The following is a 13,558-nucleotide window of genomic DNA, read 5'->3' as shown; positions in this document are numbered from 1 at the left end:
CCCAGTGAATATGCAATACCGCAAGCCGCTCGCCGGTACCGCGTTGGATTACTTCGACACCCGCGAGGCGGTCGATGCCATCACTCCGGGCGCTTACGCCAAGCTGCCATACACCAGCCGCGTACTGGCCGAGCAACTGGTGCGTCGCTGTGATCCGGAGCTGCTGACCGATGCGCTCAAGCAGCTGATCGAGCGTAAGCAGGAGCTGGATTTCCCCTGGTATCCGGCGCGCGTGGTCTGCCATGACATTCTTGGCCAGACTGCGCTGGTGGATCTGGCTGGCCTGCGCGATGCCATCGCTGAACAGGGCGGTGATCCGGCCAAGGTCAACCCGGTGGTGCCGACCCAGATGATCGTCGACCACTCCCTGGCCGTCGAATTCGGCGGTTTCGATCCGGATGCATTCGAGAAGAACCGCGCGGTGGAAGAGCGCCGCAACGAGGATCGCTTCCACTTTATCGAGTGGACCAAGACCGCGTTCAAGAACGTCGACGTGATCCCGGCCGGCAACGGCATCATGCACCAGATCAACCTGGAGAAAATGAGCCCGGTGATCCAGGCCCGTAGCGGCGTGGCTTTCCCGGATACCTGCGTGGGTACCGACTCGCACACCCCGCACGTCGATGCTCTGGGTGTAATCGCCATCGGTGTGGGCGGGCTGGAAGCGGAAACCGTAATGCTCGGTTTGCCGTCGATGATGCGCCTGCCCGATATCGTCGGGGTCAAGCTGACTGGCAAGCGCCAGCCTGGCATTACCGCCACCGATATCGTCCTGGCCCTGACCGAGTTCCTGCGCAAGGAGCGGGTGGTTGGTGCCTGGGTCGAGTTCTTCGGCGAGGGCGCAGACAGCCTGTCCATCGGTGACCGCGCCACCATCTCCAATATGTGCCCGGAGTACGGTGCCACCGCGGCGATGTTCTATATCGATCAGCAGACCATCGATTACCTCAAGCTCACCGGCCGTGAGCCGGAGCAGGTGGCCCTGGTCGAGCAGTACGCCAAAACCACCGGCCTGTGGGCGAGCGCCTTGGAAACAGCCGAATATGAGCGGGTGCTGAGCTTTGACCTGTCTACGGTGGTGCGTAACATGGCCGGCCCGTCCAACCCGCACAAGCGCCTGCCAACCTCGGCGCTGCACGAGCGTGGTATTGCCGATGAGGCCAAGTTGGCCGCCGGTAAGGTGGAAGAGGGCGAGGGGCTGATGCCGGATGGTGCGGTGATCATCGCCGCTATCACCAGCTGCACCAACACCTCCAATCCGCGTAACGTGGTGGCGGCCGGCCTACTGGCGAAAAAAGCCAACCAGTTGGGATTGCTGCGCAAGCCGTGGGTCAAGACGTCATTCGCCCCGGGTTCCAAGGTCGCCAAGTTGTACCTGGAAGAGGCTGGGCTGCTGAACGAGCTGGAACAGCTCGGTTTTGGCATCGTCGCCTACGCCTGCACCACCTGTAACGGCATGTCCGGTGCTCTGGGCCCGAAGATCCAGCAGGAAATCATCGACCGCGACCTGTATGCCACCGCCGTACTCTCGGGTAACCGCAACTTCGACGGTCGTATCCACCCCTACGCCAAGCAGGCGTTCCTGGCCTCGCCGCCGCTGGTGGTGGCTTACGCTATTGCCGGCACCGTGCGCTTCGATATCGAGCAGGATGTGCTCGGCCATGACGCCAGCGGCAATCCGATTACCCTCAAGGATCTGTGGCCGAGCGACGAAGAGATAGACGCAATCGTTGCCTCCTCGGTGAAGCCTGAACAGTTCCGGCAGATCTATATCCCGATGTTCGATCTGGGCACCGTGCAGGAGGCCGAAAGCCCGCTGTACGACTGGCGCCCGATGTCCACCTACATCCGTCGTCCGCCTTACTGGGAAGGTGCACTGGCCGGCGAGCGCACGCTCAAGGGCATGCTGCCGCTGGCGATCCTGCCGGACAACATCACCACCGATCATCTGTCGCCGTCCAACGCCATCCTGCTGGATTCGGCTGCGGGTGAGTACCTGCACAAGATGGGCTTGCCGGAAGAGGACTTCAACTCCTACGCGACTCATAGGGGCGACCATTTGACCGCTCAACGCGCCACTTTCGCCAACCCGCAACTGGTCAACGAGATGGCTGTGGTCGACGGTGTGGTGAAGAAGGGTTCACTGGCGCGCGTCGAGCCGGAAGGCAAGGTGATGCGTATGTGGGGAGCGATCGAAACCTACATGAACCGCAAGCAGAACCTGATCATCGTCGCCGGTGTCGACTACGGGCAGGGCAGCTCGCGCGACTGGGCGGCCAAGGGCGTGCGCCTGGCGGGTGTGGAAGTGATCGTCGCCGAAGGCTTTGAGCGCATCCATCGCACCAACCTGTTGGGCATGGGCGTGCTGCCAGTCGAGTTCAAGCCGGGTACTACCCGCCTGACTCTCGGCCTCGACGGCACCGAGACTTACGACATCCAGGGCGATGTGTCGCCACGCTGCGACCTGATCCTGGTGGTTAATCGCCGCAATGGCGAGGTAGTCAACGTGCCGGTGACCTGCCGTTTGGATACCGCGGCCGAAGTACATGTGTACAAGGCCGGCGGTGTGCTGCAGCGATTCGCCCAGGACTTCCTCGAGGGCGCCGTCGCCTGATTACGTAGGGTGGATGGCGCTTTTGCATCCACCGTTTTCGCGCACTGATGGTGGATCGGTGAGGCGTGATCCACCCTACGGCAATTTCACTCTTCAGCCAGGACCAAACCATGGCTCATCTATCCCAGATTAGAATTCCCGCCACCTATATGCGTGGCGGTACCAGCAAGGGTGTGTTCTTCCGCCTGCAGGATCTGCCGCCAAGCTGCCAGGTGCCGGGCGCGGCCCGCGACAAGCTGTTTATGCGGGTGATCGGCAGCCCAGATCCCTATGCTGCGCAGATCGACGGCATGGGCGGCGCAACGTCCTCGACTTCCAAGTGCGTGATCCTGTCGAAAAGCAGTCAACCGGATCACGATGTGGATTACCTCTATGGCCAGGTGTCCATCGACAAGGCCTTCGTCGACTGGAGCGGCAACTGCGGCAACCTGTCCACTGGTGCCGGGGCGTTTGCCATTCATGCTGGTCTGCTGGATCCTGCGCGTATCCCGGAAAACGGCGTGTGCGTGGTACGCATCTGGCAGGCGAATATCCAGAAAACCATCATCGCCCATGTGCCGGTCAGCAGTGGCCAGGTGCAGGAAGCCGGCGACTTCGAGCTGGATGGGGTGACCTTTCCGGCCGCGGAGATCGTGCTGGAGTTTCTCGATCCGTCTGATGATGGCGAGGAGGGCGGTTCGATGTTCCCCACCGGCAATCTGGTGGACGACCTAGATGTGCCTGGCGTCGGCACCTTCAAGGCAACCATGATTACCGCAGGTATTCCGACAGTGTTCTTAAACGCCGAAGACATTGGCTATCAGGGGACTGAGCTGCGCGAGCAAATCAATGGCGACCCTGAGCAGCTGGCGCGTTTCGAGAAAATCCGTGTGGCTGGCGCCTTGCGCATGGGCCTGATCAAAACAGCGGAAGAGGCACTGACCCGGCAGCACACGCCGAAAATCGCCTTTGTTGCCAAACCCAAGGATTACGTTTCATCCAGCGGTAAGACAGTACAGGCTACGGAAATCGATCTGCTGGTGCGTGCGCTGTCTATGGGCAAGTTGCATCACGCGATGATGGGTACCTGCGCGGTGGCTATCGGTACTGCAGCAGCGATTCCCGGCACTCTGGTCAATCTGGCGGCGGGAGGCACTGCGCGTGAGGCGGTACGTTTTGGTCATCCATCCGGCACCTTGCGCGTTGGCGCGCAGGCGGCGCTGGTGGATGGGCAGTGGACGGTAACCAAGGCGATCATGTCGCGTAGCGCGCGGATCTTGATGGAAGGTTGGGTGTGTGTGCCGGGTGATATTTTATAGCGTTTATAAATGAGAAAAGGCTCGAGGTGTTCGAGCCTTTTCTTTTGATTTCAATGAGTTGTGCGGGTTACTTGAGGCGGCGTTCAACACCTTTTTCCACCAGAATTTTGGCCGAAATTTCTTCAACCGAAAAATGGGTGGAATTGATAAAGGCGATATTTTCACGGCGGAAGAGGTTTTCCACTTCACGGACTTCAAATTCACACTGGGCGAAGCTGGCATATCGGCTGTTGGGTTTGCGCTCGTGGCGGATGGCGGTAAGGCGGTCCGGATCGATGGTCAGGCCGAACAGTTTGTCCTTATACTTTTTCAGCGCCGTGGGCAGTTGCAGACGTTCCATATCGTCTTCGGTCAGTGGGTAGTTGGCAGCGCGAATGCCGTATTGCATGGCCATATACAGGCAGGTGGGTGTTTTACCGCAGCGCGAGACGCCCACCAGGATCAGATCGGCCTTGTCGTAGTAGTGGGTGCGCGCACCGTCGTCGTTGTCGAGGGCGAAGTTGACTGCCTCGATGCGCTCCATGTAATTCGAGTTGTGCCCGATGGAATGCGATTTGCCGACCGAGTAGGAGGAGTGAGAGGTCAGTTCTTGTTCGAGTGGCGCCAGGAAACTCGCGAAAATATCGATCATGAATCCTTCGGACTTTGCCAGGATGTCGCGAATGTCCTGATTGACGATGGTGTCGAAGATGATCGGCCGCGCGCCGTCTTTCTCTGACGCTGCGTTGATTTGTTGTACCATTGCGCGCGCTTTTTCCACGCTGTCGATGTAGGGGCGCGTGAGTTTGGTGAATTCGATGGTTTCAAACTGTGCCAGCAGACTTTGGCCCAGGGTTTCGGCAGTAATACCGGTGCCATCGGAGATGAAAAAAGCGGTTCGTTTCATTTGCACCATGGGCCTTAAGCTGAGGACGAATCTTGGCTATCATAGGCCCGCCTTTGCAGGGCCGATCTGGCCTGCATTGTTACTTATTTTCCAGGGCCAGGCCACAATCGTGCGGGCATGTGTACCGCCGAGCTTCCCCAGCCCCTTGAGCTTTTCCAACACCTTAGTGGAGAGATCACCTTGGTAGAGTACGTAGTTTCCCTCGATAAGCTCGGCAATCACGATGTTGAGCACGTAGGGGGCAAGAACGCCTCCCTGGGCGAGATGATCAGCAACCTTGCCGGTGCCGGAGTTTCGGTACCCGGCGGTTTCGCCACTACGGCCCAGGCCTACCGGGACTTTCTCGAACTGAGCGGTCTGAACGATCAGATCCATGCCGCGCTCGATGCGCTTGATGTCGATGACGTCACCGCCCTGGCCAAGACCGGCGCGCAGATCCGCCAGTGGGTGATGGACGCTGCTTTCCCTGAAGAGTTGAACACGCAGATCCGTACCGCTTTCGCCGAAATGGCTGGCGGTAACGAGAATATGGCCGTTGCCGTGCGCTCCTCGGCCACCGCCGAAGACCTGCCAGATGCCTCGTTTGCTGGCCAGCAGGAAACCTTCCTAAACATTCGTGGCGTGGACAACGTGATCCGCGCTGCCAAAGAAGTATTCGCCTCGCTGTTCAACGACCGCGCAATTGCCTACCGCGTCCACCAGGGCTTCGACCATAAACTGGTCGCCCTGTCTGCAGGCGTACAGCGCATGGTGCGTTCGGAAACCGGCACCGCTGGTGTGATGTTCACCCTCGACACCGAGTCAGGCTTCCGTGACGTGGTGTTTATCACTGGCGCCTACGGCCTTGGCGAAACTGTGGTGCAGGGCGCAGTGAACCCAGATGAGTTCTACGTGCACAAGCAAACGCTGGAAGCCGGTCGCCCGGCCATTCTGCGCCGCAACCTGGGTAGCAAAGCGATCAAGATGATCTACGGCGACGAAGCCAAGGCCGGTAAATCGGTCAAGGTGGTCGATGTGGATCGCGCCGAACGTGCGCGCTTCTGCCTGACGGATGCCGAGGTCAGCGAGCTGGCCAAGCAGGCCATGATCATCGAGAAGCACTACGGTCGTCCGATGGACATCGAGTGGGCCAAAGACGGTGATGATGGCAAGCTGTACATCGTTCAGGCGCGCCCTGAAACTGTGAAAAGCCGCGCCAATGTCAATGTGATGGAGCGCTACCTGCTCAAGGAAACCGGCACCGTGCTGGTGGAAGGTCGTGCGATCGGTCAGAAGATCGGTGCCGGCCGCGTGCGGGTTATCCATGACGTGTCCGAGATGGACAAGGTCCAGCCGGGCGATGTGCTGGTCTCCGACATGACCGACCCGGATTGGGAACCGGTGATGAAGCGTGCCAGCGCCATCGTCACCAACCGTGGTGGGCGTACCTGTCACGCCGCGATCATCGCCCGTGAGTTGGGTATTCCGGCAGTAGTCGGTTGCGGTAACGCCACTCAGGTGCTGAAAGATGGCATGGGTGTGACGGTTTCCTGCGCTGAAGGTGATACCGGCTTTATCTTCGAAGGCGAGCTGGGCTTTGATATTCGCAAGAACTCGGTCGACGCCATGCCCGAGCTGCCGTTCAAGATCATGATGAACGTCGGCAACCCGGATCGCGCCTTCGACTTTGCTCAGTTGCCCAACGAAGGTGTTGGCCTGGCGCGTCTGGAGTTCATCATCAACCGCATGATCGGTGTACACCCCAAAGCGCTGCTGAACTTTGCCGGGCTGCCGCCTGAGATTAAAGACAGCGTCGAGAAGCGCATTGCCGGTTACGATGATCCGATCAACTTCTACGTCGAGAAGCTGGTTGAGGGTATCAGCACCCTGGCCGCTGCGTTCTGGCCGAAAAAGGTCATCGTGCGCCTGTCGGACTTCAAGTCCAACGAATACGCCAACCTGATCGGCGGCAAACTTTACGAGCCGGAAGAAGAGAACCCGATGCTCGGTTTCCGTGGCGCTTCGCGTTACATCAGCGAATCATTCCGCGACTGCTTCGAGCTGGAGTGCCGCGCGCTGAAGAAAGTGCGCAACGAGATGGGCCTGAGCAACGTCGAGATCATGGTGCCGTTCGTGCGTACTCTGGGCGAAGCCAGCCAGGTGGTCGACTTGTTGGCTGCCAACGGTCTGGCCCGCGGTCAGGATGGCCTGAAGGTCATCATGATGTGCGAGCTGCCGTCCAATGCGATTCTGGCTGAAGAATTCCTCGAGTTCTTCGATGGCTTCTCCATCGGTTCCAACGACCTGACTCAGCTGACCCTGGGTCTGGACCGTGACTCCGGCATCGTTGCGCACCTGTTCGATGAGCGTAACCCGGCGGTGAAGAAGCTGCTGAGCAACGCTATCCAGGCCTGTAATAAGGCCGGTAAGTACATCGGTATCTGCGGTCAGGGCCCTTCGGATCATCCGGATCTGGCGCGCTGGCTGATGGAACAGGGCATCGAAAGCGTGTCGCTGAACCCTGATTCGGTGCTCGACACCTGGTTCTTCCTGGCCGAAGGTCAAGCGCCAGCCTGATAGCACTTTCAAATCGCTGTTCAAGGGCGGTGATCCTGCCCTTTTTTGTGCCAGCACATAGCTGTGCTGCACTTCTCCGGGCCGTCGTCTGCGGCGTGAAAGAATTGCTCCCGGCAATTTGTTGTACCAGAGCGAAGATAGATGCAAAGCAGCAGTGAGCTTTTCCCCGTCACCTTGATCAGTGCCGAGTTTCGGGGCGATTTGAGCGAGGATGTCTATCGTCTCAAGCCCGGTAACAGCCCGGACAGCAGTGTCGAATTGGCCCTGACCCGTCTCGGTCGTGCTGGGTATGAGCAGGTGCGTGGCGTGCCGGTGATTCTGATCCCCGGCAGTTTTTCCAATCGGCGTTTCTGGTATTCACCCAAGTGCATTGGCCTTGGTCCTTACCTGGCGCGCGCCGGTTTTGATGTGTGGATCGCCGAGATGCGTGGTCATGGTCTGTCGCCGCGCAACCGCGACTACTCACGCAACACGGTCAGTGACTACGTGCGTTACGACCTGCCGGCAATTGCCGATTTTATTTATGAGAAGAATCCACAGAGGGCCCATTGGTTGGGGCACTCCCTTGGCGGGATCATTCTGGCGGGTGCACTCGGTGGACATTACCTGGGTGAAAGTAGAGTTGCTTCTGGCGTGTTGTTCGGCAGCCAGGTCAGCCGGGTTTATTGGCCGCTGAAGGTGCCGCCGCTGGAATGGGGCAGCCGCTTGCTGCTTAAACGCTTCTCGGTGATTTCTGGGACTCGGCTCAAGCGCGGCCCTGAGGATGAACCGATTGGTCTGGCGGTCGAAAGCTTGCGCTGGCACGGTTTGTTCGGCCGTTTTGGCGATGCTGAGCGCGATTGGTGGGCTGGCCTGGCTGAGGTGCGTGTGCCGATTATGGCAGTGGCCGCGCTGGGTGATTATCAGGATCCGGCCTGGGCCTGCGAAAAACTGCTGAAGCAGTTCGGTTCACCCTTGAGCGAATTTCTCTGCCTGGGTAAGAAGCATGGTTTTAGTGGTGATTTTGGCCATGTTGAAATGCTCGTCAGTAAAGAGGCTCAGCGCGAGGTCTGGCCGCTGGTCGAGCAGTGGCTATACAAGAGCCCACAGGTGGCTGCGGAACTGGAAAGCCGCGAGCTAGAAGGCAATAAAGCCGTTTCCGCCGAGTAAGCTTGTGGCTAGTATCGCGTTCACGTTCACGGTAAAGGCGCTGCTGCGATGTTTATTGCTCTTGAGCGCTGCTCAGCCTGGATGACGGCTACCGACAGGTTTTTCAGCTGCAGGGGCGTAGTCTGCTGTTGATGGTGGTCGAAGGTCGTACCTGGCTGCTGGAAAACTGCCTCGATTAAGGTGCAGCGCTGGATAAGGCCAGCGTCACTGCTGGTGTGCTGCGTTGCCCGCGGCACGGAATTGAGTTTGACCTGGCCGGTGGTCGCGCGTTGAATGCGCCTTGCGCCTGTCTTGTGTATTTGCCTGTGGCTTATGATGCGGACCGGGTCGGGATCGACCTGTAAGCACCCTCACACTATCCAAGGAGCTTTGCCATGCACTACATCACCCCCGATCTGTGCGACGCCTACCCGGAACTGGTCCAGGTGGTTGAGCCTATGTTCAGCAACTTCGGTGGTCGCGATTCCTTTGGCGGCGAGATCGTCACCGTCAAGTGTTTCGAGGACAACTCGCTGGTCAAGGAGCAGGTCGACCTGCCGGGTAAAGGCAAGGTGCTGGTGGTGGATGGTGGTGCCTCCATGCGCCGCGCGCTGCTGGGCGACATGCTGGCCGAAAAAGCCGCGAAGAATGGCTGGGAAGGCATTGTGGTATATGGCTGCGTGCGCGATGTCGACGTGCTGGCGCAAACCGACCTGGGCATCCAGGCTCTGGCCAGCCACCCGATGAAAACCGACAAGCGCGGTATCGGTGACCTCAATGTCGCGGTGACCTTTGGCGGCGTGACCTTCCGCCCCGGTGAATTCATCTATGCCGACAACAACGGCGTGATTATCTCGCCATCTGCGCTGCAGATGCCGGAGTAGGGCGCTTGCAGGAAACTGTCATGCACGAAGGTGACAGCGCGCAATGGGGGCTGGTGCACGCCTTTGTCCTCAATGGTAAGGGCGGCGCCCGCAGCATTGCTCGGGATGAGCTGCACGGCCTGGTGCTGGGTGAGCAGGAAAGTCTCTGGTTGCATTGGGATCGCGGTCATCCGCAGACGCACACCTGGCTGCGCACAGAGAGTGGCCTGAGCGGCTTTGCTTGCGATCTGCTGCTGGAAGAAAACACCCGTCCGCGTTTACTGCCGCTGCCTGAGCAGCAACTGCTGCTGTTTCTGCGTGGTCTGAATCTCAACCCTGGGGCAGAACCCGAGGACATGGTCTCGGTGCGCATCTTTGCCGATATCAAGCGTGCTATTTCCCTGCGGCTGCGGCCGTTGCACGCAACCGAAGCCTTGATTGAGGATTTGCTGGCGGGCAGGGGGCCGAAAACCTCGGCGGAGCTGATTCTGAGTCTGGCGCATTACCTGACTGACAAGATCGAGTTGCTGGTCGGCGAGTTGTCCGAGCAGGTCGATGATCAGGAAGAGCGTGCCGATGCGTTGGAGGGGCAGGCACCTGACCATGCCGCACTGCTGCAAATCCGCCGTCGTGCGGCCAGTGAGTTTTCTCACCGGTTTGCTCGGTATCAATGTCGGCGGTATTCCGGGCTCGGAAAGCCCGCATGGCTTTCTGCTGGCCTGTTCGCTGATGGCTGTAGTGGCGCTGGTGCAGTGGCTGCTATTTCGTCGCTTGCGCTGGATCTGATGTGACTTGCCCTGCACTCGTCTCGTCTAGCCGACACATCCTGTGAGGTGCGCCATGCACGATCCCTTTGAAGAATCACTGCGCGATTTGCTTAAGTCGCCCACCTCGAGTCACGACGACGACGCCTGTCTGCATCGTGTGCTGAAAACCGCCAATCGCCAGGTCGGCGCAGGCGATCTGTTTGCCCTGATGGGGCACTGGGCCGGCGCCCTGATGCTCGCGCTGAACAACGGCTCGGCGCATGTGGCGCCGGTCTCGCGCCGTAAAACCACCGACTCAACTGTTAATAAGGCTGACTGAGCATGGAATTTACTCAAGTTCTGGTTGACGCGATGGCCAGCGTTTGGACCCCGATTGCCGCCTTTATCCCGCGCCTGTTTGGCGCCATGGTGGTGGTACTGCTGGGTTTTGTGGTGGCCAAGTTCCTCGACACGCTGCTGTCCAAGTTGCTCGGCAAGATCGGTCTGGATCGCCTGATGGCTGGCACTGGCCTGACCAAACTGCTGAGCCGAGCTGGCATTCAGGTGCCGGTATCGGCCCTGATCGGCAAGATCGTCTACTGGTTCGTGCTGTTGATCTTCCTGGTCACTGCTGCTGAGTCTCTGGGGCTGGAGCGGGTTTCCGCGACGCTTGATGTGCTGGCTTTGTACCTGCCGAAAGTCTTCGGCGCGGCCCTGGTGCTGCTCGCGGGTGTGCTGCTGGCACAACTGGTCAGCGGGCTGGTGCGCGGCGCTGCAGAAGGTGTCGGGCTGGACTATGCAAGCGGGCTGGGGCGCGTAGCTCAGGGGCTGGTGATCATCATCAGTATCTCGGTGGCGATCGGCCAGCTGGAAGTGAAAACCGACCTGCTCAACAACGTGATCGCCATTGTGCTGATCTCGGTCGGTCTGGCGGCCGCTCTGGCGTTGGGCCTGGGCAGCCGGGACATTGCCAGCCAGATCCTGGCCGGCATTTATGTGCGCGAGTTGTACGAGGTTGGGCAACAAGTGCAGGTTGGTGCGGTCGAAGGGCAGATCGAGGAAATCGGCACGGTCAAGACCACGCTGCTGACGGAAGCCGGCGAGCTGGTTTCAGTGGCCAACCGTACTTTGCTCGAGCAGCAGGTAAGCAGCCGCTAAGGCCAATCCCTGTTATTGTATGCGGCCAATCCGCAGCCTGATTTGCAGGCTGCGCTGGCTTATGTCCTGACTGTCGGCCCGACTCGTTTTGAATAAAGCCCACTCTGCGTCTCTGCGTTACGACCCCCGCGAACTCTCGGACGAAGAGTTGGTGGCGCGTGCCCATGACGAGTTATTCCATATAACCCGCGCCTATGAAGAGTTGATGCGTCGTTACCAGCGCACATTATTCAACGTGTGTGCGCGTTATTTAGGTAACGATCGTGATGCTGATGATGTTTGTCAGGAGGTCATGCTCAAGGTCTTATATGGCCTGAAGAACTTTGAGGGCAAATCAAAGTTCAAAACCTGGCTGTACAGCATTACTTACAATGAATGTATTACTCAATATCGCAAAGAGCGGCGTAAGCGCCGTCTTATTGACGCCTTAAGTTTGGATCCGCTTGAAGAAGCGTCCGAAGAAAAGGCGCCAAAGCCTGAAGATAAAGGCGGTCTTGACCGTTGGCTGGTGCATGTCAATCCGATTGATCGGGAAATTCTGGTGCTACGCTTTGTCGCAGAGCTGGAGTTCCAGGAGATCGCCGACATTATGCACATGGGTCTGAGTGCTACGAAAATGCGCTATAAGCGCGCACTTGATCGTTTGCGCGAGAAATTTTCGGACAGTACTGAAACTTATCTTGAATAAAGCCATCTTAGCTATCGGTTAATTCTGTTAGAATTGCTGGCTGAGTTGTCTTGTGTTTGTCAGACAACTTACTGACCACCAAGATAGGGAAGGCGGTTGCAGGAGCTGAGTGCAACACGGTTATTGAATTGACGCTGGCGCATCATGCCGCATAGCCATGGCTTCTTGCATTACTTCGCTCATGACTTCGATCGGGCACTTGAAGTCGAAGCGCTTACGCGGCCGCATATTCAGTTGCAGTGCAATGGCATCCAACTGTTCTTGGCTGTGTCCCGACAAGTCTGTGCCCTTGGGCAGGTACTGGCGAATGAGGCCGTTGATGTTTTCGTTGCTGCCGCGCTGCCAGGGGCTGTGTGGGTCGCAGAAGTAGATCGCTATGCCGGTTCTCTGGGTGATCTCGGCGTGCCGCGCCATCTCCCGGCCCTGGTCGTAGGTCATGCTCTTACGCATCGCCAGCGGCATACGATTGAGTGCGGCGCTGAAACCTTCCATCGCCGAGGTCGCCGTCGCATCGTTCATCTTGATCAGCATCAGGTAGCCACTGGTGCGTTCTACCAAGGTGCCGACCGACGAGGCGTTGGCCTTGCCCTTGATAAGGTCGCCCTCCCAGTGGCCCGGCATCAGGCGGTCTTCAATCTCCGGCGGGCGCACGTGAATACTGACCAGCTCCGGGAGCTGGCCACGTCGATCCACGCCGCCAGAGCGCGGCCTGCGCGTCGTCTTGCTTTGGCGCAGGCAGATAATCAGCTCCTTACGCAGCTCGCCGACCGGCAAGGCATAGATCGCGGTATAGATCGTCTCGCGACAGACGTAGGCATCTCTGAGGCTGGGTATGTTCATGCTGCGCAGCTTGCCGGCAATCTGCTCGGGAGACAAACGCTCACGCAGCATATGGGTCACCAACTCGAAGCGTTCACTACCGGGCAGCAGCTTTCGCTTGGGCCGGCAGACTTGGCGCCGGGCTCTCATCTGCTGCTGCGCCGCACGGGCCGAGTAACGACCGCAGACCTCTCGATTACGGCGCAACTCGCGACTGATAGTCGAGGGGGATCGGTTGATCAGGTGGGCAATCTTGCGCAGGCTAAAGCCTTGGGCATGACCGATTTGAATAGTGGCGCGCTCTTCAACGCTGAGTTCGGAATAAGACATAGGGGCAGCACCGTATCGGAAAGATCAGGTGTTGCACTCAGTTTTTGCCGCCGCCCAGCCAATGCTGAGCTCCAATTTCTTTCTGGAGCCAGCCGTCATGATGCGCCCCGACGCCAAAGTCGAAAAAGTCTATCTATACCCCAAGCCGGTGGATTTCCGAAAATCCATCGATGGCCTGGCCGCCCTGGTCGAGCTGGATATCAAGGTGGCGGTGTTCGACCCGGTGCTGTTCGTCTTCCTCAACCGCGCGCGCAGCCGGGTGAAGATTTTGTATTGGGAGCGCAACGGCTTTTGCCTGTGGCTCAAGCGATTGGAGGCTGAACGCTTCAAGTCGCATCCGGAACCTGGCGAAGATGCGATCGTGCTGACGGCCCAGGAGTTGAACTGGTTGTTGGACGGTATCGACCTGTGGCGCAACCGGCCGCACCAGGTTTTGACCCCTAGGTTCGTCACCTGAGCCGGTATAATCCAC

General features: G+C 58.9%; 12 protein-coding genes and 1 pseudogene. 11 read left to right on the top strand and 2 right to left on the bottom strand.

Going from position 1 to position 13,558, the window contains the following annotated elements; translation table 11 throughout:
• The first annotated feature begins 4 nt into the window (after positions 1-4).
• Together acnD and prpF are read left to right on the top strand one after the other, a co-directional pair.
• Positions 5-2,614: a Fe/S-dependent 2-methylisocitrate dehydratase AcnD gene (gene acnD, locus BLW24_RS21555; protein WP_090387829.1), complete on the top strand. Its 2,610-nt coding sequence runs from the start codon at positions 5-7 to the stop codon at positions 2,612-2,614.
• Between the two features lie 110 nt (positions 2,615-2,724).
• Positions 2,725-3,912 carry a 2-methylaconitate cis-trans isomerase PrpF gene (prpF, locus tag BLW24_RS21550; protein WP_090386797.1) on the top strand — a complete coding sequence of 396 codons (1,188 nt, stop codon included), beginning with the start codon at positions 2,725-2,727 and terminating at the stop codon, positions 3,910-3,912.
• A 67-nt stretch (positions 3,913-3,979) separates the two neighbouring features.
• Here the strand turns inward: prpF and ppsR are convergent, their stop codons facing one another.
• The gene (gene ppsR, locus BLW24_RS21545; RefSeq protein WP_090387827.1) at positions 3,980-4,798 is read right to left on the bottom strand and encodes a posphoenolpyruvate synthetase regulatory kinase/phosphorylase PpsR; all 819 of its coding nucleotides are present in this window, start codon (positions 4,796-4,798) and stop codon (positions 3,980-3,982) included.
• Positions 4,799-4,978: 180 nt separating this feature from the next.
• Here ppsR and ppsA point away from each other — a divergent pair, with 180 nt between their 5' ends.
• The 8 genes and pseudogenes from ppsA to sigX all read left to right on the top strand — a co-directional run bounded on the left by ppsA (position 4,979) and on the right by sigX (position 11,937).
• The gene (gene ppsA / locus BLW24_RS21535) at positions 4,979-7,354 is read left to right on the top strand and encodes a phosphoenolpyruvate synthase (RefSeq protein WP_090386795.1); all 2,376 of its coding nucleotides are present in this window, start codon (positions 4,979-4,981) and stop codon (positions 7,352-7,354) included.
• Positions 7,355-7,495: 141 nt separating this feature from the next.
• Positions 7,496-8,503, top strand: coding sequence for an alpha/beta fold hydrolase (locus BLW24_RS21530; RefSeq protein WP_090386794.1), 1,008 nt, complete (start codon positions 7,496-7,498; stop codon positions 8,501-8,503).
• Between the two features lie 215 nt (positions 8,504-8,718).
• Positions 8,719-8,847 carry a Rieske (2Fe-2S) protein gene (locus tag BLW24_RS27425; RefSeq protein ID WP_477742880.1) on the top strand — a complete coding sequence of 43 codons (129 nt, stop codon included), beginning with the start codon at positions 8,719-8,721 and terminating at the stop codon, positions 8,845-8,847.
• Positions 8,848-8,877: 30 nt separating this feature from the next.
• Positions 8,878-9,366 (top strand): ribonuclease E activity regulator RraA, encoded by a 489-nt coding sequence (rraA, locus tag BLW24_RS21520; RefSeq protein WP_090255901.1) that lies wholly within the window; start codon positions 8,878-8,880, stop codon positions 9,364-9,366.
• A 20-nt stretch (positions 9,367-9,386) separates the two neighbouring features.
• Positions 9,387-10,131 (top strand): annotated as a pseudogene (locus BLW24_RS21515) (CorA family divalent cation transporter).
• Positions 10,132-10,185: 54 nt separating this feature from the next.
• Positions 10,186-10,431 (top strand): CrfX protein, encoded by a 246-nt coding sequence (locus tag BLW24_RS21510; protein ID WP_090255899.1) that lies wholly within the window; start codon positions 10,186-10,188, stop codon positions 10,429-10,431.
• A 2-nt stretch (positions 10,432-10,433) separates the two neighbouring features.
• Positions 10,434-11,249, top strand: a complete 816-nt coding sequence (locus BLW24_RS21505) for a mechanosensitive ion channel family protein (RefSeq protein WP_090386792.1) — start codon at positions 10,434-10,436, stop codon at positions 11,247-11,249.
• Between the two features lie 88 nt (positions 11,250-11,337).
• Positions 11,338-11,937, top strand: coding sequence for an RNA polymerase sigma factor SigX (gene sigX, locus BLW24_RS21500; RefSeq protein WP_090386790.1), 600 nt, complete (start codon positions 11,338-11,340; stop codon positions 11,935-11,937).
• A gap of 120 nt (positions 11,938-12,057) precedes the next feature.
• Here the strand turns inward: sigX and BLW24_RS21495 are convergent, their stop codons facing one another.
• On the bottom strand, positions 12,058-13,086 hold the full coding sequence (locus BLW24_RS21495) for an IS30 family transposase (RefSeq protein ID WP_090375993.1): 1,029 nt from the start codon (positions 13,084-13,086) through the stop codon (positions 12,058-12,060).
• Positions 13,087-13,147: 61 nt separating this feature from the next.
• Here BLW24_RS21495 and tnpB point away from each other — a divergent pair, with 61 nt between their 5' ends.
• Positions 13,148-13,543, top strand: a complete 396-nt coding sequence (gene tnpB, locus BLW24_RS21490) for an IS66 family insertion sequence element accessory protein TnpB (RefSeq protein ID WP_244161054.1) — start codon at positions 13,148-13,150, stop codon at positions 13,541-13,543.
• The last annotated feature ends 15 nt before the right edge of the window (positions 13,544-13,558 follow it).

The sequence above is a fragment of the Pseudomonas anguilliseptica genome (genome assembly GCF_900105355.1).
Taxonomy (GTDB): Bacteria; Pseudomonadota; Gammaproteobacteria; order Pseudomonadales; family Pseudomonadaceae; genus Aquipseudomonas; species Aquipseudomonas anguilliseptica.
This window is presented reverse-complemented; position numbering and strand designations above follow the sequence as displayed.

What these genes read in the sequence shown, in the direction of transcription:
- BLW24_RS21495 (WP_090375993.1), bottom strand. Translation starts at nt 13,086, where the DNA reads ATGTCTTATTCCGAACTCAGCGTTGAAGAGCGCGCCACTATTCAAATC.
- BLW24_RS21505 (WP_090386792.1), top strand. Translation starts at nt 10,434, where the DNA reads ATGGAATTTACTCAAGTTCTGGTTGACGCGATGGCCAGCGTTTGGACC.
- prpF (WP_090386797.1), top strand. Translation starts at nt 2,725, where the DNA reads ATGGCTCATCTATCCCAGATTAGAATTCCCGCCACCTATATGCGTGGC.
- tnpB (WP_244161054.1), top strand. Translation starts at nt 13,148, where the DNA reads ATGCTGAGCTCCAATTTCTTTCTGGAGCCAGCCGTCATGATGCGCCCC.
- ppsR (WP_090387827.1), bottom strand. Translation starts at nt 4,798, where the DNA reads ATGAAACGAACCGCTTTTTTCATCTCCGATGGCACCGGTATTACTGCC.
- BLW24_RS21510 (WP_090255899.1), top strand. Translation starts at nt 10,186, where the DNA reads ATGCACGATCCCTTTGAAGAATCACTGCGCGATTTGCTTAAGTCGCCC.
- rraA (WP_090255901.1), top strand. Translation starts at nt 8,878, where the DNA reads ATGCACTACATCACCCCCGATCTGTGCGACGCCTACCCGGAACTGGTC.
- BLW24_RS21530 (WP_090386794.1), top strand. Translation starts at nt 7,496, where the DNA reads ATGCAAAGCAGCAGTGAGCTTTTCCCCGTCACCTTGATCAGTGCCGAG.